This window comes from Lawsonibacter celer, assembly GCF_014281125.1.
Lineage (GTDB): Bacteria > Bacillota > Clostridia > Oscillospirales > Oscillospiraceae > Lawsonibacter_B > Lawsonibacter_B celer.
Map to the genome: position 1 here is coordinate 1 of NZ_JACOEA010000006.1, position 22,849 is coordinate 22,849.

The window sequence follows — 22,849 nt, forward strand, 5'->3', positions numbered from 1 at the left end:
AGTAATTTCCTCCTTTTTCTTTTAAAACAATTCCTTATAGATTTTCAGTACCCGCGCCTCGTCCAGGGGCACAAAGTTGTTGGCCATCAGGCGGCCCTGACCGGTCACTACACTGTGGGCAAACTCCGGCAGGTCTTCCTGGGTTACGCCGTATTCGTGCAGGGGTTTCTTGGGCAGCATTTGGTTGAGCAGCTCCTCCAGCTTGTCATAGACCACCGCAGTGTCACACCCCAGCAGGCCGGCCAGGTATCCGTTCATCGCCGCAATCTCCCCGTCGCACTTGATCTCCATATAGTTTTTCAGCACGCCGGTAAACATGGCGTAGTTGCTCTCGCCGTGGGCCACGTGGTATTTGCCGCTGAGGGGATAGCTCAGCGCATGCACCGCCGCGCAGCCGGCGGTGCCAAAGGCCAGCCCCGCGTAGTTGGACGCCAGCAGGAAATCGCCCAGCAGGGGGATGCGGGCCTCCCGCCCCTCCGCGGCAATCTTCTGGTAGCCGCGGATAATCATCTCAATGGCTTTGTAGCCAAAGAGCTTGGTGTAGGGAGTGGCCTTGGGGGAGAGGGAGGACTCCACCGCATGGACCAGCGCGTCGATGGAGCTGGTGGCGAACACGCCGAAGGGCAGTCCCTCCAGCAGCTCCGGAATCAGCACCGCGTGGTCGGCGTACATGGCGGGCCCCACCAAGCCCAGCTTGGTCCCCAGGCGGGTGCGGGCCATGATCGCAATGTTGGTCACCTCACTGCCCGTGCCGCAGGTGGTTGGAATCAGTATCAGCTCGTGCTTTTTCCCCAGCCGGTCCGGGGCCTGCTCATACAGTTCATCCACCCGCTCGGTGCCGGAAACCGCCAGCACCTTGGCAATGTCCAGCACAGTGCCGCCGCCGATGGCGATCACCCGCCTGTAATCGGCTTTGTGAGCTTCCTCCAGAATGGCGTCCACCATTACGTCCGTCGGCTCGCCCAGGCCGTATTTCTCCTGATAGATCGTCCGGCACTTCAGCCCCATCCCGCCGAAGTGCGGCTTGTAGATGTACTCGTTGGTCAGGATCAGGTCCTCCCCGCCAAGCGAAAAGCCTTCTACAAATTCCCGGCTCGTATCAAAATGGTGCAAAGTCGGCCTCCAGATAATTTCTACCATAGACTTGTTCATCCTTTCTGTTTCTCTGCCGCAGATCATATGCGGCTGCATTTGGCTCCTCGTCCGATACAGCTGCAAACTATATGCCAACTTTTGAAAGGGCCTAAACCCCTGAAAAATCGTGCGCGCTTTTCTCTGTGCGCTTCTTTGGCACAGAAAACATGTGGCGTTTTGACACATATCCCAGCCAGTGCGCCAGGGTCTGACACATGCCAAAAAAGGCACGGACCCATATGGGTCCGTGCCTTTCTCGCATGCCATGACTCACAGACGGAGTGCATCGCAGTCAATGCCATATTGATGAAGCTTTCGATACATGGTCCGGCGGCTGATCTCCAGCAGCTGCGCGGCCTTCTTCACATTTCCGTGGGTCTGGACCAGGGCCTGCTCAATCTGCCTCTGCTCCAGTGCCTTGATGGACAAACCGGTCTCATCCCGCCCGGCCTGGGCGGGATGAAGAACGCCATCCGTTCTTCGTCCAAGGCCGCCCTGCAGGGACGGGAAGCACTCCGCCCCAATACGTCCCTCACTGGTCAGGTATACCGCCCGCTCCACCGCGTTTTCCAGTTCCCGAATATTACCGCGCCATTCGTACTCCTCCAGCAGGGCATAGGCCGCCTCCGTAAAGCCGCTGAGGCAGTGTCCGGAAAAGCTGGTATACTTTTGGAGAAAATAATCTGCCAGCAGCCGCACGTCGCCAGCGCGCTCCCGCAGGGGAGGGATGGCAATGCCGAACACATTCAGGCGGTAGTAGAGGTCGCTGCGGAACTGGTTGTTGTCAATGGCAGCCAGCAGGTCCTTATTGGTGGCCGAGATGACGCGCACATCCACCTTAATGGTCTTGCTGGAGCCCAGCCGGCTCACCTCATGGCTCTGCAGCACCCGCAGCAGGGCCACCTGCACATCAAAAGGCATGTCCCCGATCTCGTCCAGGAAAATCGTGCCGCCGTTGGCCAATTCGAACTTGCCGGCGCAGCCCTCCCGGCGGGCGCCCGTAAAGGTGCCGCCCTCATAGCCGAACAGCTCGCTTTCAATCAGGCTCTTGGGCAGCGCGCCGCAGTTAATGGCCACAAAAGGCCCGTTTCGGCGGTCGCTGGCGTTGTGGATGGCCTGGGCAAAGAGCTCCTTTCCCGTGCCGCTCTCCCCGGTAATCAGCACATTAGACGGCGTCTGCGCCGCAATCTGCCCCAGCCGGAGGGCAGCCTTCAAGCTGGGGGAGGTGCCCTGGATGTCATCAAAGGTAAAGCGCGCCTCCGAGCCGATGATCCGGCTGACCTTCCGGTGCAGATTCTCCGCCTTTTCCAGAATCAGCACCCGCTCCCCCTGGCCGGCCGCCCGGGCGGTAACGGTCAGGTTAAGCTGCCGCCCCTTGTATTCCACGGAGATATAGCGGTCGTTGAAGCCCAGGGACAGATCCCGCTCACTGATGTCGTCCCGGCCAAAGAGCTCCCACAGGGAGCAGTGCTCCAGCTCCTCCTCCGTTCGCCCCAGCAGCTGGGCGGCCCGCTGATTATAATAAATCACATGCAGGGACTGGCTGAACAGCAGCATACCGGAGGGCGTGCTCTCCACAATGGCCTCCGTGCGGCGCTGGCTGAGCTCCACCTCGTCGTAGGCCTGCTTGGTAAGCAGCTGGAGAGAGATGGATTCGGCCGCGGCCGCCGCCATGCCCAAGGTGTGAAAGGATACCTTTTCGCTGGGGCCGATGAGACAGACCGCCCCCACGCTTTTCCCCTCCTGGCCGAACACCGGCGCGCCGGAGCAGACCCAATTGTGATGCAGGGTGAAATAGTGCTCCTCACCCAGCACCTGAATCGGCTCCCCCAGCTCCAGCGCCGTGCCGATCCCATTGGTGCCCAGCCTCCGCTCGCTGCGGTTGCCCCCCTCCACCAAGCCATTTTCCTCCGCCAGACGGGTAATCTCTGCCTCTCCAAAGGCCCGGAGAATGTATCCCTCCTCGTCAGCAATGACGGTCAGATAGCCGGAGCCGGTGGTAAATGCCGCCAAACGCTCCATAAAGGGTACGGCAATGTTGTAAAAATCTCTCCGGGCGTAGATCCGCCGCTCCAGCGCGGAGCGCGGAATCACGCTCTTGTCTGCGCAGTCCATCTGTACGCCAAATGCACGGGATCGCTTCCAGGATTCCAGGATAATCGGGCGGATCATCCCCTCCGGCACCTCATGGCCCGTCCGGAACAGCTCTTTGGCCTTCCGGATCTTTCCTTGATCGACCGTCACCATCCGCAACCTCCTTTCTATCCACTGAAAATAACAGCGTTTCTATTATAAAAACTTTTGTTTGAATTTTCAAGTATAGAGATAAAATGTCGTTTCTTTTTGTGCATGTGTGCCGCTCTCCTGTTACATTGTGACAGGTTCTGTGCCAGAATGACACGCAGTCTGGCACAGATGTACGTAGGTGCATTACTCGGCGCGGCCCAGCCGGGAAAATTTTCTGTTTCCCCAGCTTACAGGGAAAAAGCATTGCAAATAAAGGCGTTTTCTGTCTGTCGCCTTGCCCACAAGCGGTCAGGCTGCTCAGGCCGGCACAGAGTTGGCGTAATTCTTGCATAGTCGGGGGGTGAAGTTCCACTGAGTGAAAGGGGGGATATCGCGTTATTGGGGATAAGGGGAACTCTCAGTGGAAAACACAAGTTAGACTCAGCAATTCAAATGTGAAAGGTGTGAACGCGATCTTATGAACTTTGTTACGATTGGTATCATCGTCGCGCTGGTCATCTACGGTATCTTCGTGTTCGGTATTTCGGCCATCGCGTCTAAGACCACCAGCACCTCCAGCGACTATCTGGTCGCCGGCCGAAACGTAGGCACGATTACTCTGTTGGCCACGGTTACACTGTCCATCTGGAGCGCCCTTGCCTTCTACGGCTATGGTGCGGGCCTGTATCGACAGGGTATCGGATATTGGATCGGCGCCATGGGCGCCTGCTTCGTGGGCTTCTTTGCCCCCACCGTTATGTACCGCCTGTGGCTGCTGGGCAGGCAATACGGCTATACAACCCCCGGCGACTTTATTATGCACCGCTATCAGTCCAAGGCCCTGAAAATGGTGATCTCTGTCATCTGTGTGGTCTGTATCATCCCCTACGTCTCTGTGCAGGTCAGCGGCGTGGCCAACGGCATTGTCACGACCACAGAAGGCCGGATCGGCTTCTGGATCTGTGTGGCCGTCCTGGTGGTCTACATGTACCTCCACGTGCTGGGCGGCGGCAACAAGGCCGTGGTGGGCACGGACTTGTTCGCGGCCATCGTCGGCATCTGCATCGTTATCATCAGTACCATCGTCTTTATTGTCAACGTGTGCAACGGCGGCCTTGCCGGCGCCACTCAGAAGATCATTGCCGACGGCAATATTGAGGTCCTGCAGATCACCGGCAAGTGGACCAACTGGATTGCCGGCCTGGGCACCTCCCTTTCCGCCGGCATCTCCATCATCGTGTGGCCCCATATCTTCATCCGCTCCTACATGGCGAAAAATGAAGATGTGTTCAAGGTCATGGGCACCGCCTTCCCCGTCCTGGAGCTGATCTCCTTCGGCTGCTTCATGATTCAGGGCATTTGGGCCGGCCGCAGCGCCTATCCCGCGCTGGAGGCCGCAGCCAGCGACAATGTCATTCCTATGCTGGCTCTGCAGTACGCCCCCGGCATCCTGGCCATCCTCCTGGTCATCGGCGTGTTCGCCTTCGGCCTGTCCACCGCGGACTCCCAGCTGGTGGTGGCCTCCTCCATCGTGTCCCATGACATGATTCGCCAAGAGGGCAAGGAGGAGCGCAACACCAAGAAGAACAACGCCATTGTGCTGACCATCCTCATGGTGACCGTGCTCATCGTCACCTACTTCCGCCCCGCCTTCCTGATTACCTATGCTTACAGCTTCTGCGCGCCCGGCTTTGCCCAAATGATGCCCGCCGTCATCGGCGGCCTGTACTGGAAGCGGGGCACCAAGCAGGGCGCCCTGGCCGGCACTGTGGTGGGTATGGCAGCCGTGCTCTTTACCCTGTTTGTTAAGAATCCCGTGCCTGTGGTCGATCCCATCCTGTGGGGCCTGATTATCAACACCATTCTCTACGTAGTGGTGAGCCTAGCCACCCAGCCGGATGAGCGGGCCGCCAAGGAGATCAACACCCCCCTGACCAAGTTCTTCGCCAGCCGCGAGAGCACTGGTCACAAAATTCTGCTGGTCCTCTATATTGTGGTCTTTATCCAGAGTCATATTGTGGGCGTTTATCTGCCGCAGGATACCTTCCTGTTCGGCTGGATGCCCCCCACTGTGTTTAACTATGCCATTTCCGCCATTGAGCTGGCGGTTCTGGGCTACTTCTATGGTAAGAACCGCCTGTACGAGCCTGACGGCAGCAAAAAGGATTTCGCCCCCTTCTGTCCCGCGCTGAACGGGAAAAGTTAAGCGGAAATACCCCCTGCGGTGCGGCCCCGGGACAGTGAGACCCTGTCCCGGGGTGCGCCCGTTTTCAAACAGCTCTATTGCGCGGAAAGCTGTGGCGTCCGCCCCGGGCCCTGCCGCAGTCTGATTCCGACCACGTCCCTACAGATTGGAGGAGTTGCATTATGCGTTTTGAGATGGAGACCACCTACGACCAGCCCACGGTCCGTGCGTTCCAAAATATTCTGAACCGCACTGTCCGCGCCAAACGCATCCGCCTGGTCCGTATACTGACCTTTGTAGTGGGCTGCGGCGCGCTGGCCTACGGCCTGCTCTGGCTGTGGGCGGCTGTGGCAGAGGGTGTTTCCGCCGTGCCCGCTGTCAGCGGTCTGGCTGCCGGGACCATTTTTCTGCTGTTGGGAATCTTCTATAAAAAATACATCAACCGCTCCGGCCGCCATATGGTGAACCAGCAGCCTGTGACCATCCGCTACGCCTTTGACTGTCACGGTTATTCCACCCTCTCAGGCAAAAACAGGCAGATCAGCCCCTACCGCATCATTCATGACATTTGCAGCGGGGACGGTTACTACGTCATTATGCTGGACCGCCGCCGGGGCTTTGTGCTGGATAAATCCCGCTTTCTCAGCGGCGACCCGGAGAAATTCGCCCCCTTCCTGGAGGAGCGGACGGGAAAACCGATTCAAACCGCATGAGCGCAAAACAAAAAGCAGGTCTCCCGGTCCGGACCGGGAGACCTGCTTTTTGTTTTGTGTCCCGCCCGACATGGCTGCCTGGGTATCATTTCACTTAAAGAATTGGTCGAAAGACTGTGCTGTTTTTGTTGACTTTTTCGTATTCTTGTTATATATATATTGTATACAATTTGGACTCGATGAATTCCTTTGGTTTTGGGAAAGACTTTTAAACGATGTCCGCTCTGTGCCGCGGCATCGCAAAAAAGGAGGCACCCGATTGATGATGAGAAGATCCCGGCCGCTGCTCGCCCTGGGCCTATCCGTGCTTCTACTGGCCGGCTGTTCACCGTCGTCCCCCGGCGGCGGGGTGGAGACCGAGACGGCCACCTGGACCCTGGGCACCGGACAGGAGGTTACCTGTGTGCGGAGCACGGAGGCGGAGCCGGCCGAAAAGCCCATCGACGACCGGACCCTCCGGCTGGGCGCCTATGGGGAAAATTTTGTGACCAGCACCCTCTCCACCGTGGGCTACAACAACCTGATCGCCATTTCCACCATCTATGACGGCCTGTTTGCCAAGGATTTTGAGACCGGCGAAATTCTCTGCCGGATTGCGGAATCCTATGAGTTCATCCCGGATGAAACGGGGGAGGGAATGACCCTGCACATCGTCATCCGGGAGGGCGTCCACTTCCAGAGTGGGGACCCGATTACCGCGGAGGACTGCTTTGCCTCCACGGTGGGCCGGGTGGAGACGGTGGGCACCGTGCGCACCTACCTGGGGGACACCATTGACGTGGAGCACTCCTGGTACGAGGGGGAGCGGGACCTGTACATCAAAATGTATCAGTACGACAGCACCATCCTGGAGTGCCTGTCCTGCCAATGGCTGAACGTGGGCAACCTGAGCTTTGAGGCCACGGCCACGGACGACGATCTTTGGGACAATGTGGACGGCTCAGGGCCCTACATTGTGGAGGAGCAGATCTCCGGCGACTCGGTCCTTTTAAAGGTGGACGACAACTACTGGGGCTGGGGCATTGTTGACGAGCGGCCCAATTTTGACTATCTGTCGGTCAAGTTCTACTCCGAGGCCTCCATCATGACCATCGACTATGAGCGGGGCAAGATTGACGCATGCATCGGCCTGAGCTTTAACGACACCAAGCGGATGATGAGCCAGGGGGCCGCTCACAGCAGCACCAGGATCGTCTCCTCCGGCAACTACACCGTCATCTGCCTGCCCACCTATGTGGAGGCCTTCCAGGACGCGCGCGTGCGGGAGGCCATCTTCTGTGCCATTGACACCGACGCCGCGGCCAAGGCGGCTTACGGCGCCCTTGGCATTCCCATGAATTCCTATGTGTCCTCCATGGCCCCCTACCGCAGGGAGTACCACACCAACAAATACGACCCGGAGCGGGCCAAGGCACTGCTGGCCGAGGCCGGCTATCCGCCGGGAGCGCTGAGCTTCTATACCGTGGTCTCGGCCAACGACACCTGCAGCGTGGCCCTGGCGGAGATCATTCAGAGCTTTTTGGACGACGTGGGCGTGGAGCTGACCATTGATACCTTTGATTTCCCCGCCGCCTTGCAGATGCAGCGCAACGGGGAGGTGGACCTGTGCATTACCACCTTTTACACCATGAACAGCGACATTTCCGGCTGCTTTATTCAGTTGCCCGAAGGCAGCTACAACAAGGCCGCCTGGCTGACCCAGCTGGATCCGGAGCTGGACGCCAAGCTCAAGGAGGGCCGCTACACCCAGTCCACCCAGACCGCCGAGGCCGCCTACGCCTGGATCCAGGACTGGCTGGACGAACAGATGTGGTACATTCCCATGGTGGAGTACAACACCTCTTTTGTCTGCCGGGACTATGTGGATGACTCCGGCTTTTACAATCTGATGCATACCCGTGACATTCGGAATCTGGACCTGATCGAGCGGTAGCGTCCGGCTGCGCACGCCGCGGCATTCCCCACAGTTCAAATACGAGGTGTGTCAACATGGCAAAATACATCATCAAAAACGCGCTGATGGTGATTCCCACCATGCTGTGTGTGGTGTTTATTATCTTTACCATCAACTATTTCACCCCCGGCGACCCGGTGGCGGTATTCTACGACTTTGACTACACGGAGGAGCAGTACGCGGAAAAGGCCGCCGAATGGGGCCTGGACCAGCCCTTTTTTCAGCAGTTTGTCAACTATATCAAGAACATTGTCACCAAACTGGACTTCGGCTACTCCTACTACAGCGGCAAAAGCGTCATGTCCGAGCTGACCACCCGCTTCCCGGTCTCCCTGAAGCTTGGCCTGATCTCCGTGGCCCTGACCGTCCTGATCGGTGTGCCCTTCGGCATCATATCCGCCACGCGGCAGTATTCGCCCCTAGACTACGGCGTTACCTTTATCTCGCTCTTCTTTGCCGCAGTGCCCGGCTTCTGGCTGTCCATGATCATGATTCTCATCTTCTCCAGCCGGTTGGGCTGGCTGCCCTCCTCGGGTCTGACCAGCTGGACGTGCTACATTATGCCAGTCATCGCCAGCTCGGCCCAATATATCGCCTCCATTACCCGGCAGACCCGTTCCAGCATGCTGGAGGTCATCCGCCAGGACTACATCCGCACCGCCCGGGCCAAAGGCGTCAGCGAGGGGGTGGTTATCCGGAGGCACGCCCTGCGCAACGCCCTCATTCCCGTGGTCACCCTGATCGGCATGCAGGCCGGTGCGGTCATTGCCGGCTCCGCCATTATTGAGGCCGTCCACTCCTTCCCCGGCATGGGCAGCCTGATGATGACCGCCATCAACAATAAGGACTACAACACCATTCAGGCGGTGGTGCTTCTGCTCTCAGGCGTTGTGTGCCTCATCAATCTGCTGGTGGACATTGTCTACGTCTGGATCGACCCCCGCGTCAATGTGCGCTGAACCCGCAAAACCGCAGAAGGACGGAGGAAACGATTTTGAAGCAGACCAAGAAAAAGAAGCGCGGCCAGTGGCGGGATGTGTTCCGGCGTCTGTGTGCCAATCGGGTGGCGTTGGTCTCCCTGATCCTGTTGTGCCTGATTCTCCTGGCCATTGTGTTTTCCGAGCAGGTCGCCCCCTATGTCTACAACCAGCGGGATCTGGACGCCACCTTTACCTTCCCCAGCCTGTCGCACCCCTTTGGCACGGACAACCTGGGCCGGGATATTCTCTCCCGGGTGCTGGTGGGCGGGCGGGTCTCCCTGCTGGTGGCGGTGCTCTCCGTGGCGCTTTCCGCCGTGGTGGGCTCCCTTCTGGGCGCGGCCGCAGGCTATTTCGGCGGCCGTTGTGAGTTTATCATTCTGAAATGCACGGACATTATGATGGCTATTCCCGCTTTTTTGCTGGCGGTCACCGTCTCCGCCGCCCTGGGAACCGGGCTTTTGAACACCGCCCTGGCGGTGGGCCTGACCAACATTCCCCGCTTTGTGCGCCTGATGCGGGCCGAAACTTTGTCGGTCAAGGGCAACGAGTATCTGGAGGCTGCCCGGGCCTGCGGCGCCTCGGAGGTACGTATCATTCTAAAGCATGTGTTTCCCAACGCCCTGTCCTCTACCATTGTCAATGTGACCCTGGGCATCGGCACCGCCATTCTGCAGATCTCCGGGCTGAGCTTTGTCGGCCTTGGGGTGCGGCCGCCCACGCCGGAGTGGGGCTCCATGCTGGCCTCCGGCCGGACCTACATGCGGGACTTCTGGCCCATGGTCACCTTTCCCGGCGTGGCCATTGTGGTCACCCTGATTCTGTTCAACCTGGTGGGCGACGGACTGAGGGACGCCATGGACCCGAAGCTGAAGCGATAGGAGGGATGCGACGTGGAGCCGCTTTTGGAACTCAAGGACCTGAGCGTCAAATACTTTACCAGCGACGGCACGGTGGAGGCGGTCAACGGCATCTCTCTTCAGGTGGACCGGGGCGAGACCCTGGGCCTGGTGGGGGAGACCGGCGCCGGCAAGACCACCGCCGCGCTGTCCATTCTGCGCCTGCTGCCCGATCCGCCCGGAAAAATCGTGGGCGGCGACATCCGTTTCCAGGGGGAGAGCCTGCTGGAAAAGACCGAGAAGGAGATGCGCGCCATCCGCGGCGGGCAGATCTCTATGATTTTTCAGGACCCCATGACCGCCCTCAACCCGGTGATCCGGGTAGGCGAGCAGATCGCCGAGGTCATTCTGCTGCACGACAAGATCTCCAAGGCCGAGGCGGAGCGGCGCGCCCTGGAGATGCTGGAGCTGGTGGGTATCCCCGCCGAGCGGGGCAGCGAGTATCCCCACCAGTTTTCCGGCGGCATGAAGCAGCGGGTGGTCATCGCCATTGCCCTGGCCTGCTCCCCCGCGCTGCTTCTGGCGGACGAGCCCACCACGGCCCTGGACGTGACCATCCAGGCCCAGGTCCTGGAGCTGATAAACCAGCTTCAGGAGAAGCTGCACACCGCGACCATTCTCATCACCCACGATCTGGGCGTGGTGGCCGAGACCTGCAGCAAGGTGGCCGTGATGTACGCGGGCGAAATTATGGAGAGCGGCTCCCTGGCGGATCTCTTTGACCGCGCCGCCCATCCCTACACGGTGGGGCTGTTCCAGTCCATCCCCTCGCTGGAGGAGGACGTGGACCTGCTGCGCCCCATTCCGGGCCTGATGCCCGACCCCACCGCCCTGCCCCAGGGCTGTAAATTTCATCCCCGCTGTCCTTACGCCGACGAGCGCTGCCGCACTGTCCAGCCCCCTGTGGAGGAGCTGTCGCCGGGACACCTGGTGAAATGCCTGCGCTTCTGCGGAGGTGCGGAACAGGCACAGGAGGAGTGACCGACGTGAACGCCATTCTGGAAGTGCGCAACCTCAAAAAGAACTTTGACATACCAGGCGGGACCCTCCACGCGGTGGACCAGATCAGCTTTACCCTTGCCAAGGGCAAAACCCTGGGCGTGGTGGGGGAATCCGGCTGTGGCAAATCCACCCTGGGCCGGATACTGGTGGGCTTGCTGGACGCCACCGACGGCCAGATTATTTTTCAGGGACGGGACATCACCCGGGTCAAAAAAGCGCAGCGGAAGGCGCTGCGCCGGGAGATGCAGATGATTTTTCAGGACCCGCTCTCCTCCCTGGACCCCCGGCTGTGTACTATGGAGCTGATCGCGGAGCCGCTGGAAATTTTTAAGGTCTGTCCCACCCGGGCGGAGCTGGAGCAGCGGGTGCGGGAGCTGATGGACATGGTAGGCATCTCTGAGCACATGATGTACGCCTATCCCCACGAGCTGGACGGCGGACGCCGCCAGCGCATCGGCATCGCCCGCGCCCTGGCCCTGGACCCCGCCTTCCTGGTCTGTGACGAGCCGGTGTCCGCCCTGGATGTGTCCATCCAGGCCCAGGTTCTCAACCTGCTCCGGGAGCTGCAGCGGGCCCGGGGGCTGACCTATCTGTTCATCACCCACGACCTGTCCGTGGTCAAGCACATCTCGGACGACATCCTGGTCATGTACATGGGTCAGATGGTGGAAGAGGCCTCCTCAAAGGAGCTGTTCCGCACCCCCATGCACCCGTACACCCAGGGTCTGCTCTCCGCGATTCCCGTCCCCAATATCCACCACAAGCGCCGCCGCGTGATTATGGAGGGAGAGATCACCTCTCCCGTAAATCTGAAGCCGGGGTGCCGCTTTGCCGCGCGCTGTCCCCACGCCTGTAACCGTTGCCGGCAGGAGCAGCCCGCCCTCCTGGAGCTGGAGCCCGGGCATTTTGTGGCCTGCCATCTGGCGCTGGAACTCCGGGGGGATGCAGCAGCCTATGAGAATACGGCACAGTGACCGGCGCGCCCCCGGGCGGCGCGCCGTGCTTTTGGTCTGTCTGCCGGTCCTTTTGGCGGCGTGCCTTCTGCGAGCTCCGGCGGCCGCGGCCTCCGGAGCGACCGTGATCGGCTCCAGTACCCGCGCCATGTCCCCTAACCGCACCACCCAGTCTTACGGCGCCCGGGTGGAGGAGACCGCGCTGGGGAACTATGTGGCGGACGCCTTTCGACAGGCAGCCGGAACCGACATCGCCATCGAGTGCGGCGGCCATCTGGTCAAAAGCCTGCCCGGCGGCGATTTGACTGCCGCGGACGCCGCCGCCGTCTTTGACCGGGACCGGATGGTGGTGGCCGTGGAGCTGACCGCGGGGCAGCTGTTTGCCCTGCTGGAGCACGGGGTGGGCACCCTGGACATTGACGAGGCCGAGCAGCTGGACCCGGAGTCGGGCTTTGACGGCTTTCCACAGGTTTCCGGCTTCTCCTTTGTGTACGACGTCTCCCAAAAGCCCGGCCGGCGGGTGCGCTCGGTCACCCTGGACGGCGGCGCCGCCCTGAGCGCCGGGGAGACCCGGACGCTCACCGCCGCACTGCCCGCGGATATGCTGGACGGCTCCCTGGGGTTCTCCATGCTGGAGGGCCTGCCCGCCCGGCCCGTGGGCCTGCAGTCGGAATTGCTGTCCAGCCTGATTGCTGGACAGCAGGAGGTCTCCATCCCGGAGACCTCGCGTGCCGTGGTGCTGGGGACTGCAGAGCACACCCTCTTTGAAGCTCTTCACGCCCGGTTCTGGCTGCCCTATCTCATTCTTATCATCCTCGTCATCCGCCTGCCGATGCAGCGCCACCGGGCCCGCAACGCGGACGGAAGCCTCTCCCGGCGCTACCGGAACTGAAAAACCAAAGGGGGGGGACGCATTTGCGTCCCCCCCCTTTGGTTTTTTATTCCCTCACAGAAGGTAGGGCATCCGCCCCTGCAGGTCACGGGAGATATAGCCCTCAATCATGGCAATCCAGTGGTCCTCAATGGCGGCCTTCGCCTTGGCACAGTCATTTTCGTGAAACGCCTCCACAATCTTGCGGTGGTAATCCAGGCTGACCGTCAGCGTCTCAAAGGCATACTGATCCGCTGAGAGCACAACGATTCGTTTCATCTGGTTTTGAATCAAATCTATGATGTCTATCAATCTGCGGTTGCCGCACCGGCTCACCAGCAGGTCGTGAAACACAAAGTCCTCCCGGGAGACCTCCTGCGGGTCGCTGCCCCCCTTGGCGATCAGCGCCGCCTCCCGCTCCACAGAGTGCTCCAGCGCCTCCACCAGATCGGGTGTCTGCCGCTCCACAGACAGCCAGGCGGCCAGCCCGTCGTTGGCCTTGCGCAATTGATAGAGCTCAATGATGTCATTCAGCGTGACATGGGGCACATAGGCACCCCGGTTGGGGATCAGCTTGATAAACTGGTCGTTCTCCAAACGGATCAGCGCCTCCCGCACCGGCGTGCGGCTGACGCCGAACTCCTCGCACAGCTCCCCCTCCACCAGAAAGGTGCCGCCGGGATATCTGCCGTTGATAATGTCATTGCGGATCGTATAGTATATCTCGTTGTTTTTATTTGATTTTGAGGTTCTTTTGGCCATAGTTACTGATGCTCCAATCGCTCGTGGAATTGTATTCCATTTGTATTTTATCTGTTTTCTGTTGGAACTGTCAAGTTAAGTTTCAAAATTTTTGCGAAATCGTATTTTTTCAACAACACCCTTGACAACCGTATCCAAATTGTATACAATAAGCATACCTAATTTGTACAGCGCATTTGGCATATATACTACGTTTCCCATGATCTGTGGAAGAAGGGAGGAACCGCGCGAATTCGTTTGTCCGTTGACCCCAGCGACAAATTTTATGAGAGAAGGATGTTGGAACAAATGTCAAATAGTCTTGAAAACAACAACAAGGTAAAGTTTGGCGCAGTCATGTCCATTGTGTGCGGCCTGATCCTTTCCATGGGCGCCATCCACATGGATACCATCAACTGGATTCTGCCCACCATCGCCAATGATCTGGCCTCCGGCAACAGCACCCTGATGGTCACCTCCGGCTTCTTCTACGGCATGATGATCGGCCACGTGATCGTCGGCCCGCTGTCTGACATGATCGGCAAGAAGAAGACCATGGTCTTTGGTTTTATCATCTGTGTTGTGGGCGCGGTGATTGGCTCCCAGTCCACCGCTCTGGGCGGTCTGATTGCTGCCCGTATGCTCCAGGGCATCGGCGGCGCCGCCTCCTCCAACGCCGCACGCGCGGTGGGCGGCGACGCCGGCAAGGGCCGCAAGTCCGCCATGGCTCTGACCTTCATGCAGATCTGGTCCGCCGCCATTCCCATTATCCTGCCCTTGACCGGCAAATGGGTGGGCAACTCCTTCGGCTGGCCCGCCATCTTCTGGCTGCAGGCGATCATCTGCGCCGTGCTGTGCATTCTGGTTCTGATCTTTGTCCGCGAAACCTCTGAGATTGCCGGCGCCGGCTGCTTTAAGCGCATCGGCAGCGAGATCAAGGCCTGCCTGGCCACCCCGGAGTACGTGTTCTTTGTCCTGTGCTTTGCGTTCAACATGGCTACCTTCTTCCTGTACGCCGGCTCCATGTCCTTTGCCATGGTGACCGAGCTGGGCATGGACAACAGCCATTACGCCAACGTCTATGCCTGGGGCGCGGTGGCGATGACCATCTTCGCGTTCCTCGGCCGCACCTTTATCGCGCCCAAGTACAACCCCTCCACAATCATTAAGGTCCTGAACGTGGTCCAGATCGCCTTTGCCCTCTTCTTTGCAATTGCCTTCATCGGCGGTTTTGCCGACTGGCACTACATGCAGTACATGCTGTGGGTCCTGCCTGCGGTTCAGGGCATTGTCCTCCCCGTGGCCATGTCTCTGGTGATGAACGCCTCCGGCAAGGCCACCGGTACCGGCGCGGCCTTTATGGGCTTTGTCCAGTATCTGTTCTCCTCCATCACCACCTCGATCCTGGCCTCGGTCAAGGCCGGCGGCTCTGTGGGCAAGTACATCGGCATTATGATGATCATCACGGCCTCCTGCTCCCTCATTGCCTGCATCTTCGGCAAGCGGAGCCTCCTGAAGAAGGACCCCAACGCCGTCATCTGATTCCATTTCCTGTGTCCATATTATCCCACCGCTCCCGCCCTCGGGAGCGGTGGGATAATACAAGTATACAACCCAGTCCCACGCGTCATATTTCAAAAAAGGAGCTCAGCTATGGCTTATACGTACGACAAATATCATCCCTACCGCACCCAGTTGGAGGAGTACGCCCCCAAGTGGGACGGCATGGCCCACCTGAAGCGCAAAGACGGCATTCTGGAGGTGCGCTTCCACACCGACGACGGCCCGGTCCGCTTCTGCGAGGCCATCCACACCGGCTACTTGGGCCTGTGCCACGACATCAGCCACGACCCGGACAATGAGATCGTCATCCTTACCGGCACCGGGGACAGCTTTGTCTCCCTGTCCGACCCGGAGATGTCCACCGTGTTCCCCAAGTACACCAGCTCCGTCACCTACGACTGGTGGTACCTCACCGCCACCCGGGTGCCCCTGGCCTGGCTGGACATTCCCGTGCCCGTGATCTGCGCCCTCAACGGCCCCATCACCATTCACCCGGAGTCCGTGCTGCTCTCCGATTACATCATCGCCGGTGAGAACGCCTACACCGTGGACCGCCACATTCAGGACGCCGGCTGTGCCCCCATCGACGGGGTAAACATTCTCTACGAGAAGCTGCTGGGCGTCAACGCCGCCCGCGCCCTGCTGCTCAACAGCGGCGTAATCGACGCCAGGCGCGGCCATGAGCTGGGCATCTTCGCCGAGGTCGTGCCCCACGGCAAGGAGTTGGAGCGCGCCTGGGAATTCGCCGAGGACCTGCTCAAGCGCGTGCCCTCCCGCATGGTGCGCCGCATGACCCGCGAGACCTTCACCCAGCCCCTGCGCGAGGCATTTATGAAGGATATCCGCTCCAGCCTGTGCCATGAGTGCTATTCCTCCGAGCTGCGCACCGACGCCAAGCCCGAGGAGGGCCACAAGAACATGATTGACAAGGAGATGTAATCTCCCCCGCCACATTTCCCTTTGCTTTTTGGAAAGGAGCGTTGAATCGCTATGAAACTTGTTACCTTTGCCATCGACACGCCCGCGGGCGAGTTGCGCCGTGTGGGCGCCATCCGCAAAAAGGACGGCTTTTTCGTGGACCTGGCCGCCGGCCGTGAGGCCCTGCTGAAAACCCGGGGCGTGCCCCGCCCCTATGACCAGGCCCAGCTGGACTGCCCCAGCGACATGCTGGCCTTTATCCGCGCCGGGGACGACGCACTGAAGAAGGGCTATGAGGTCCTGGATTTTGCCGCCGAGCTGGGCACGGAAAAGGCCGACGGCCTCACCGTAGTGTATGACCCCGCCTCCGTCCGGCTGCTCACCCCCATTCCCCGCCCCAACAGCATCCGCTGCTTCTCTCTGAGCGAAAAGCACATGCTCAACGGCATCAAGTCCATGCAGGACACCGCCGCCTGGGGCGGCGTGAAGCCCTCCCTGACCAAGCTGCCCGACGAGTGGTACAATCTGCCCACCTACTACAAGACCAACACCACCGAGATCTACGGCCCCGACGAGCTGGTCCCCTGGCCCGGGCTCACCGACAGGTTCGACTATGAGCTGGAGATCGCCACCATCATCGGCAAGCAGGGCCGCAATGTCCCGGAGGAGGAGGGGGAGAGCTACATCTACGGCTGGACCCTCTACAATGACTGGAGCACCCGCGACTTCCAGAACCGCGAGATGAGCATCAATCTAGGGCCCAGCCTGTGCAAGGACAACGCCGGCTCCCTTGGCCCCTGCATCGTCACCCGGGACGAGTACGACCTGTACAACGCCCATTTCACCATCCGCGTCAACGGCGAGGAGTGGTCCCGCACCATGGTGGACTTCTACTTCCCGCTCAAGCATCTGGTGGCCTATGTGACCCAGGTGCAGACCATCTTCCCAGGCGATGTGTTTACCAGCGGCACGCTGCCCTTCGGCGCGGGCTGTGAGCTGAAAAAGTGGATCCCACAGGGCGGCACCATTGAGTTTGAGGCCGAGGGTATGGGCATCCTGCGCAACTACATCGGCAAAAAGGGCGAAAGCGCGCCCCTGCCCGCCGCCCAGCGGCCTTACCTGAAGGCCACGCGCGGCGACGAAGTCTAACCACATGCCAGCCCCGGTCCGTCGGCCGGTACCCTCCGGGCCGGGGCGCCTCCTCTCCTTCCAAGCGCACTATATGGTTTGAGCCTGTGAGACCCGCCGGCGCAAACTTGATTTTATTCTATTGGAACGAAAGGAGATCTCTTCTATGGCAAACCAGCAGTATGCGCACAAATTTGAACTGGGCGTCCCCTTCCACACCTATCTGGAGGACTACGCCCCCAAATGGGAGGAGCTGGCCTGGATCAACCGGGACGAGAACGGCATCCTCACCGTCCAGCTCCATTGGGGCGAGGGCTCCTGTAAATTCAGTGAGTCGGTCCACAGCGGTCTGGTAGGCCTGGCCCTGGACATCCAGCGCGATCCGGAGAACGAGTGCGTCATCCTCACCGGCACCGGCGAGGACTTCATGAACGAGCCCGACCGGGCCGAGGCCATGGCCGAGGGGGAAAAGGTGTATCCCCACAGCGCCACCTACGACTGGTGGTGGATGAACCAGACCCGCATTTTCAACGCCTTTATCGACATCCCGGTGCCTGTTGTGGCGGCAATCAACGGCCGCTGTAGCTTCCATCCGGAGGTCTGGCTCATGTCCGACTACATCTTTGTCTCTCCCGACACCTACTATGTGGATAAGCACGTCCACGGCTCCCACTGCATCCCCGCCGACGGTCTGAACGACCTGGTAGGCTATATTGTGGGCCGCAACCGTGTGAAGGGCATTTTCCTCAATGGGACCACTATTGACGCCCAAAAGGGCGTCGACCTGGGCCTTTGGCACGAGATTGTGCCCAAGGATCAGCTGGTGGAGAGTGCCCGCCGCTTTGCCGAGAACACCATTCTCTGCCTGGAGCCCATGCACCGCAGAATGTGGCGCGAGGTCTTTGTCCAGCCCTTCCGTGAATTGATGGCCAAGAGCGTCCGCGCCTCTCTGGCCCAGGAGGCCTACGCTGCCGAGCTGTGTGTGGTCAAGCCGGGGGAGAATCACGCCCTGCAGTTCCGCGAGGAGTTTGCGGCAAAGCAGAAAAAGTGACCCCTGCCCCACAGGCACATTACCTGCCGCCTCACGCTTTATACCAAACAGGAAGGACCCCGCAGGACAGTTGCCTGCGGGGTCCTTCCTGTTTTCCCTCTATTGCCGCTCCAGCCGGAGGGCCACGGGCTCCAGATAGTTGGGCCGGTAGTCCTCAATGGCGCCCGCGTCAAAGGCGGCGGCCACCCCCGGATCAATGGGCAGGCGGGTCAGCACCTCCAACCCCAGGTCGGCGGCCACCTTGTCAATATGGCTCTCTCCGAAGATCGCGTGCTCGCTGCCGCAGTCGGGACATTTGAAGTAGCTGTAGTTCTCCACCAGGCCCAGGATGGGGACGTCCATCATCCCGGCCATTTTGACCGCCTTGGTCACGATCATGCTCACCAGGTCCTGGGGGGAGGTGACCACAATGATCCCGTCCACGGGCAGGGACTGAAACACCGTGAGGGGCACATCGCCGGTGCCGGGGGGCATATCCACAAACAGATAATCCAGCTCGCCCCAGATCACGTCGGTCCAGAACTGCTTGACCGCCCCGGCAATGACCGGGCCGCGCCACACCACCGGGTCGGTCTCGTTGGGCATGAGCAGGTTGAGGCTCATGATCTCCACACCGGTTTTGGTGGTGGCGGGGTAGATTCCTAGCTCGCTGCCCTCGGCCTTCTCATGAATACCGAAGGCGGTGGGGATGGAGGGGCCGGTAATGTCGGCGTCCAGAACCCCCACCTTTTTCCCCAACTGCCGCATGGCGGCGGCCAGAGAGGAGGTGACCATGCTCTTGCCCACCCCGCCCTTGCCGCTGACCACGGCAATCACTTTGCCCACGGAGGACAGGCCGTTTACCGGCTCCCGCAGATCCTGTGGCGCGGTGCGCTCCCCGCAGCTCTCGCCGCAGCTGGAACAGTCGTGCGTACACTCTGACATCGTTTGCTTCCTTCTTTCTCGTGGTCTCCCACGGCAGCATTTTCCGGGACCCTTCCAACGCGCCCCGGCGCGGTTTTAATAGTGATAGTCTCCCCCGCCGATGAATTCCCGGAGCAGGGAATCTCCGGCAATCAGCTTCGGGTCCACCGGCTCAAAGTACGAAAAGGCGTTGACCAGGTCGTGGAGCTCCCGGTACCGCTCATTTTCCGGGGAGACCTCCTCCAACGCCCGGCGCAAAGGCCCGGCATAGTTGGCAAATACCGGCACCTCGTAGCGCAGGGAGGAGTCGATGACCACCTTGGCCCGCCCCTTAAAGGGGGAGATGTAGCGCTTCTCCCCCCGGCGCACATTGTACCACATGGACAAGGTCTCCACCAGGTCGGTGCCCCGGAAATTATAGTCACGCACCGCCCGGCGGGCAATGCGCATCCAGGTGCCCTTAAAGCGCAGCGCCTCCCCCTCCAGAATGTTGGAGCGGGCGGAGATATACAGGGTGGTGGCCTCCGGGTGGCGGCCGGCGATGTCGTCGTTGAGGGCGTGGATGCCCTCAAAAATGGCGATCTCATTGGGCTCCAGCTTTAGCAGGGTGCCCCGGCTGTCGTTGCGCATCTGGCGGGCGAACTCAAACTTGGGCACCACCACCCACTCCCCCCGGGAGAGCTTGGTGAAGGTGTCGTCCAGCAGGTCCATGTCCAGCAGCAGGGGGGACTCGTAATCCACATCCCCCTCCGGCGTGTGGGGGGCGGTTTTGCGGTTGAGGGTCTTGAAGTAGTTGTCCATGGAAATTGTGTGAGTGTTCACCCCCCGCCGCTCCAGCTCCTGCTCCAGCTTCAGGGCAGTGGTGGTCTTGCCCGACCCGGAGGGGCCGGAGAGGAGCACAATGGGGCTCTCTCTCATGCGCTCCAGAATCCTGTCCACCGCCTCGTTGATGCGCTGCTGATAGTGGGCGTCGCACTCGGCCAAAAAGGCCGATGGGTCCTGATGGATCTTGTGATTGATTTCCTCCAGCTGATAGGGCATGTGGGACCTCCTTACATTTGGGCGGCAAAAAAATCCGCCACGCGCTGCTTTTCCTCCACAATGCTGTCAATGTTGCGCAGGTAGTCCTGGGGGTATTTGGGGTTGGCCTGCCGGATGATTCGCCCGGACGGCGGGTCGATGAGCTTGGTCATGCCGCCACCCCCCAGGGAGACGATGGTGTGCAGCTCCTCCATCATGCAGATGTTGTACAGGCTCTCGGTCCCCGGCCGGCACCAGCCCACGTTTTCAAAAGAGCCGGACATGTACTTCTGACGGTACAGGTAGTAGGGGACCTGCCCGGCTGCGCGCAGCGCCGCCCAGGCGTAGTCCAGCATGGCGGCCACCTCCGTCCCGGAGGGGAGCGCGCTCCCCTCGGTCATCAGGCGGCTGCCCTTTTTCAGAGTCAGGGTGTGGACGGTGACGTTCTCCGGCCCCAGCTCCAGCACCTGGTCCAGGCTGCGGCGGAAGCCGTCCGCGCTGTCTTTGGGCAGGCCGGCGATCAGGTCCATGTTCACGCAGGGGAGGCCGCTCTCCCGCACCAAGGCGTAGGCCCGGCGGATGTCCTCCGCCCGGTGGGCCCGGCCCATAGCCGCCAGCACCTGGTCCGACATGGTCTGGGGGTTCACCGACACCCGGCCGCATCCCCTGCGGGCCAGCACCTCCAGCTTTTCCCGGGTAATGGTGTCCGGCCGGCCGGCCTCTACCGTGTACTCGGTGCAGCGGGACAGGTCGATCTGATCGCCCAGCGCGCCCATGACGGCGTCCAGCTGCCCGGCAGACAGGGTGGTGGGGGTGCCCCCTCCGAAGTAGACGGTGCGCACCTTCACCCCCGCCCGGTCCAGGGCCCGGCCCAGGGCGGCGATCTCCCGCTCCAGGGCGGAGACAAATTCGGGCAGCAGCTTCAGCGTCCGCCCCACGTCGGCGGAGACAAAGGAGCAGTAAGCGCAGCGGGTGGGGCAGAAGGGGATGCCCACATAGAGGGACACCTCGCCGTCGTTCAGGCTCTCCCGGGCGGCCAGGCTGGCCCGGGCGCAGTCCATAGCCAGGGCCCGGCGGCCGGGAGAGACCCGGTAGACATCCCGCAGCAGGCGCTCGGCCTGGGCGGCGGTGGCCCCATTTCCCATAGCTTTTGCGGGAATTTTCACCGGCCGCACCCCGGTCATGGCCCCCCAGGGGGGCTCATGGCCCAGAAGGGCGGTGCCCGCGTCGTAAAAGGCCCGCTTCACAATGCGCTGGAGCACCCGGCCCCGGGTCCGCTCGTCCGTGAGGGCCGAGACGGGGGCCCGGCGGACCGCCCGGCGCTCCGCCCCGCCATAGCGCAGCTGCGCCGCAGCGGTGGCCCAGCAAGGCCCCGCGGACAGGGAGAGGCGTGCGAAGTCCTCTCCCTCCTCCGGCGGCGCGTCCGGATAGACCGGCCGCTGGTCGGGAAAGAGCGTCAGGAGCATCTGCTCCACGGCATATTTGTAGTCGTGGCCCTGTAAATACAGCTTCATATCAGCCCTGGACGGCCTCCATTACATAATAGTTGCTCTTGCGCTCCCGCTCCAGGGTCGAGCCGCCCATATGGCCCGGCAGCACATGGTAGTCCCCCTCCAAGGCCGCCAGCCGGGCCAGGGAGCGCATGATCTCCTCATAATTTCCGCCTGCCAGGTCGGTGCGGCCCATGGAGCCCTGGAATAAGGTATCCCCGGTAAAGAGCACCCGCTCGCCCTCCACCAGCAGGGTCACTCCGCCAGGGGTGTGGCCGGGGGTGAAGAGCACCTTCACCGTCAGCGCGCCCACCAGCACCTCGTCCCCCTCGTCATAGGGCACAGTGGGGCCGATGGCGGGCATCTCGCCGGTGCCCAGCCGCTCCGCGTCCAGCCGGTGGAGGTAGACGGGCACCTGGGGCAGGGCGGCGCGCAGATCTGCCACGCCGCCGGTATGGTCAAAATGGGCGTGGGTGAGGAGGATGCACTTGACCTCCATCCCGTCCGCTTTGAGCTGGGCCAGGATCCGCTCGGCCTCTCCGCCCGGGTCCACAACGGCCGCGGAGTTGGTGGTCTCGTCCTCCAGAAGATAGCAGTTGGTGCCGATGGGACCCACCTGCAGGGCTTTGATTTTCATTTGCTTCACCTCGTTGGTTTGTTGGGGTGTCCCTCAAGGGAGCCGGGGAAAAACAGCCAGGGGTTTTGACCCCCGGACCCCGTGGGCCAGGCCGCGGTGGGTCTGAATCGGTTGGCAAGCCCTACACCGCTCAGGGCTCGTATCGGTCCGGCGCCCGTTGTAAGTCCGGCTGCCGCCCCTCGGCATGTAAACCGCAAGACTTGTGAGCACTTGCGCTGGAAGGGGTGCAGACGAGCCGCCACAGGTGCTTTGCGCCGTGTTAGGGCTTATGGCTTGAACGGCCCTGCCGCAACACTGCGCGGGTATCCCGCGAGGCGCACACGACTGGGGTGCGCCCGGCCGATTCATTGCCGGGAAAGGCGGCCGAGCCATCGAGGGAACCACTTAGCCGCCCTGATGGGCGCGCCGACTAATAGAAGTAAACGGTGTCAGATGAACGTGGGGCTTTTCTTTGGCATCCAAAACCGTTTCTTTTGGCCTGTCA

General features: G+C 61.0%; 19 protein-coding genes. 12 read left to right on the forward strand and 7 right to left on the reverse strand.

Going from position 1 to position 22,849, the window contains the following annotated elements:
- Nucleotides 1-21: 21 nt before the first annotated feature.
- Both H9Q75_RS09935 and H9Q75_RS09940 read right to left on the reverse strand, forming a co-directional pair.
- A complete protein-coding gene (locus tag H9Q75_RS09935; RefSeq protein WP_186566640.1) occupies nucleotides 22-1,140 on the reverse strand; it encodes a 4-hydroxybutyrate dehydrogenase in 1,119 nt (372 codons plus the stop codon).
- A 264-nt stretch (nucleotides 1,141-1,404) separates the two neighbouring features.
- Nucleotides 1,405-3,381, reverse strand: coding sequence for a sigma-54-dependent Fis family transcriptional regulator (locus H9Q75_RS09940; protein ID WP_243200789.1), 1,977 nt, complete (start codon nucleotides 3,379-3,381; stop codon nucleotides 1,405-1,407).
- 457 nt (nucleotides 3,382-3,838) lie between these two features.
- Between H9Q75_RS09940 and H9Q75_RS09945 the strand changes: the two genes are divergently transcribed.
- The 8 genes from H9Q75_RS09945 to H9Q75_RS09980 all read left to right on the forward strand — a co-directional run bounded on the left by H9Q75_RS09945 (nucleotide 3,839) and on the right by H9Q75_RS09980 (nucleotide 12,935).
- Nucleotides 3,839-5,566, forward strand: coding sequence for a sodium:solute symporter family protein (locus H9Q75_RS09945; protein WP_186566642.1), 1,728 nt, complete (start codon nucleotides 3,839-3,841; stop codon nucleotides 5,564-5,566).
- A 161-nt stretch (nucleotides 5,567-5,727) separates the two neighbouring features.
- The gene (locus H9Q75_RS09950) at nucleotides 5,728-6,258 is read left to right on the forward strand and encodes a hypothetical protein (RefSeq protein ID WP_186566644.1); all 531 of its coding nucleotides are present in this window, start codon (nucleotides 5,728-5,730) and stop codon (nucleotides 6,256-6,258) included.
- Between the two features lie 262 nt (nucleotides 6,259-6,520).
- Nucleotides 6,521-8,191 carry an ABC transporter substrate-binding protein gene (locus tag H9Q75_RS09955; protein ID WP_186566646.1) on the forward strand — a complete coding sequence of 557 codons (1,671 nt, stop codon included), beginning with the start codon at nucleotides 6,521-6,523 and terminating at the stop codon, nucleotides 8,189-8,191.
- Nucleotides 8,192-8,247: 56 nt separating this feature from the next.
- On the forward strand, nucleotides 8,248-9,171 hold the full coding sequence (locus tag H9Q75_RS09960) for an ABC transporter permease (RefSeq protein WP_186566648.1): 924 nt from the start codon (nucleotides 8,248-8,250) through the stop codon (nucleotides 9,169-9,171).
- Nucleotides 9,172-9,206: 35 nt separating this feature from the next.
- Nucleotides 9,207-10,070, forward strand: coding sequence for an ABC transporter permease (locus tag H9Q75_RS09965; protein ID WP_243200790.1), 864 nt, complete (start codon nucleotides 9,207-9,209; stop codon nucleotides 10,068-10,070).
- A 12-nt stretch (nucleotides 10,071-10,082) separates the two neighbouring features.
- Nucleotides 10,083-11,069, forward strand: coding sequence for an oligopeptide/dipeptide ABC transporter ATP-binding protein (locus H9Q75_RS09970; RefSeq protein ID WP_186566650.1), 987 nt, complete (start codon nucleotides 10,083-10,085; stop codon nucleotides 11,067-11,069).
- A 5-nt stretch (nucleotides 11,070-11,074) separates the two neighbouring features.
- On the forward strand, nucleotides 11,075-12,064 hold the full coding sequence (locus tag H9Q75_RS09975; RefSeq protein ID WP_341480935.1) for an ABC transporter ATP-binding protein: 990 nt from the start codon (nucleotides 11,075-11,077) through the stop codon (nucleotides 12,062-12,064).
- Nucleotides 12,045-12,935: a 5'-nucleotidase C-terminal domain-containing protein gene (locus H9Q75_RS09980; RefSeq protein WP_186566654.1), complete on the forward strand. Its 891-nt coding sequence runs from the start codon at nucleotides 12,045-12,047 to the stop codon at nucleotides 12,933-12,935. The genes H9Q75_RS09975 and H9Q75_RS09980 overlap by 20 nt, the downstream gene beginning before the upstream one ends.
- A 54-nt stretch (nucleotides 12,936-12,989) precedes the next feature.
- On the opposite strand, the gene H9Q75_RS09985 is transcribed toward H9Q75_RS09980, so the two are convergent.
- Nucleotides 12,990-13,676: a GntR family transcriptional regulator gene (locus tag H9Q75_RS09985; RefSeq protein ID WP_186566656.1), complete on the reverse strand. Its 687-nt coding sequence runs from the start codon at nucleotides 13,674-13,676 to the stop codon at nucleotides 12,990-12,992.
- Between the two features lie 288 nt (nucleotides 13,677-13,964).
- Here H9Q75_RS09985 and H9Q75_RS09990 point away from each other — a divergent pair, with 288 nt between their 5' ends.
- The 4 genes from H9Q75_RS09990 to H9Q75_RS10005 all read left to right on the forward strand — a co-directional run bounded on the left by H9Q75_RS09990 (nucleotide 13,965) and on the right by H9Q75_RS10005 (nucleotide 18,315).
- On the forward strand, nucleotides 13,965-15,197 hold the full coding sequence (locus tag H9Q75_RS09990) for an MFS transporter (protein ID WP_186566658.1): 1,233 nt from the start codon (nucleotides 13,965-13,967) through the stop codon (nucleotides 15,195-15,197).
- A 111-nt stretch (nucleotides 15,198-15,308) separates the two neighbouring features.
- The gene (locus H9Q75_RS09995) at nucleotides 15,309-16,157 is read left to right on the forward strand and encodes an enoyl-CoA hydratase/isomerase family protein (RefSeq protein ID WP_186566660.1); all 849 of its coding nucleotides are present in this window, start codon (nucleotides 15,309-15,311) and stop codon (nucleotides 16,155-16,157) included.
- 51 nt (nucleotides 16,158-16,208) lie between these two features.
- A complete protein-coding gene (locus H9Q75_RS10000; RefSeq protein ID WP_186566662.1) occupies nucleotides 16,209-17,285 on the forward strand; it encodes a fumarylacetoacetate hydrolase family protein in 1,077 nt (358 codons plus the stop codon).
- Between the two features lie 145 nt (nucleotides 17,286-17,430).
- The gene (locus H9Q75_RS10005) at nucleotides 17,431-18,315 is read left to right on the forward strand and encodes an enoyl-CoA hydratase/isomerase family protein (RefSeq protein ID WP_186566664.1); all 885 of its coding nucleotides are present in this window, start codon (nucleotides 17,431-17,433) and stop codon (nucleotides 18,313-18,315) included.
- A gap of 99 nt (nucleotides 18,316-18,414) precedes the next feature.
- On the opposite strand, the gene H9Q75_RS10010 is transcribed toward H9Q75_RS10005, so the two are convergent.
- From H9Q75_RS10010 to H9Q75_RS10025, 4 genes are all read right to left on the reverse strand, one after another.
- A complete protein-coding gene (locus H9Q75_RS10010) occupies nucleotides 18,415-19,239 on the reverse strand; it encodes an Mrp/NBP35 family ATP-binding protein (RefSeq protein ID WP_186566666.1) in 825 nt (274 codons plus the stop codon).
- Between the two features lie 75 nt (nucleotides 19,240-19,314).
- A complete protein-coding gene (locus H9Q75_RS10015) occupies nucleotides 19,315-20,259 on the reverse strand; it encodes a uridine kinase family protein (protein WP_186566668.1) in 945 nt (314 codons plus the stop codon).
- 11 nt (nucleotides 20,260-20,270) lie between these two features.
- Nucleotides 20,271-21,752: a coproporphyrinogen dehydrogenase HemZ gene (gene hemZ / locus H9Q75_RS10020; protein WP_186566670.1), complete on the reverse strand. Its 1,482-nt coding sequence runs from the start codon at nucleotides 21,750-21,752 to the stop codon at nucleotides 20,271-20,273.
- A 1-nt stretch (nucleotide 21,753) separates the two neighbouring features.
- A complete protein-coding gene (locus H9Q75_RS10025; RefSeq protein ID WP_186566672.1) occupies nucleotides 21,754-22,365 on the reverse strand; it encodes an MBL fold metallo-hydrolase in 612 nt (203 codons plus the stop codon).
- Nucleotides 22,366-22,849: the final 484 nt, after the last annotated feature.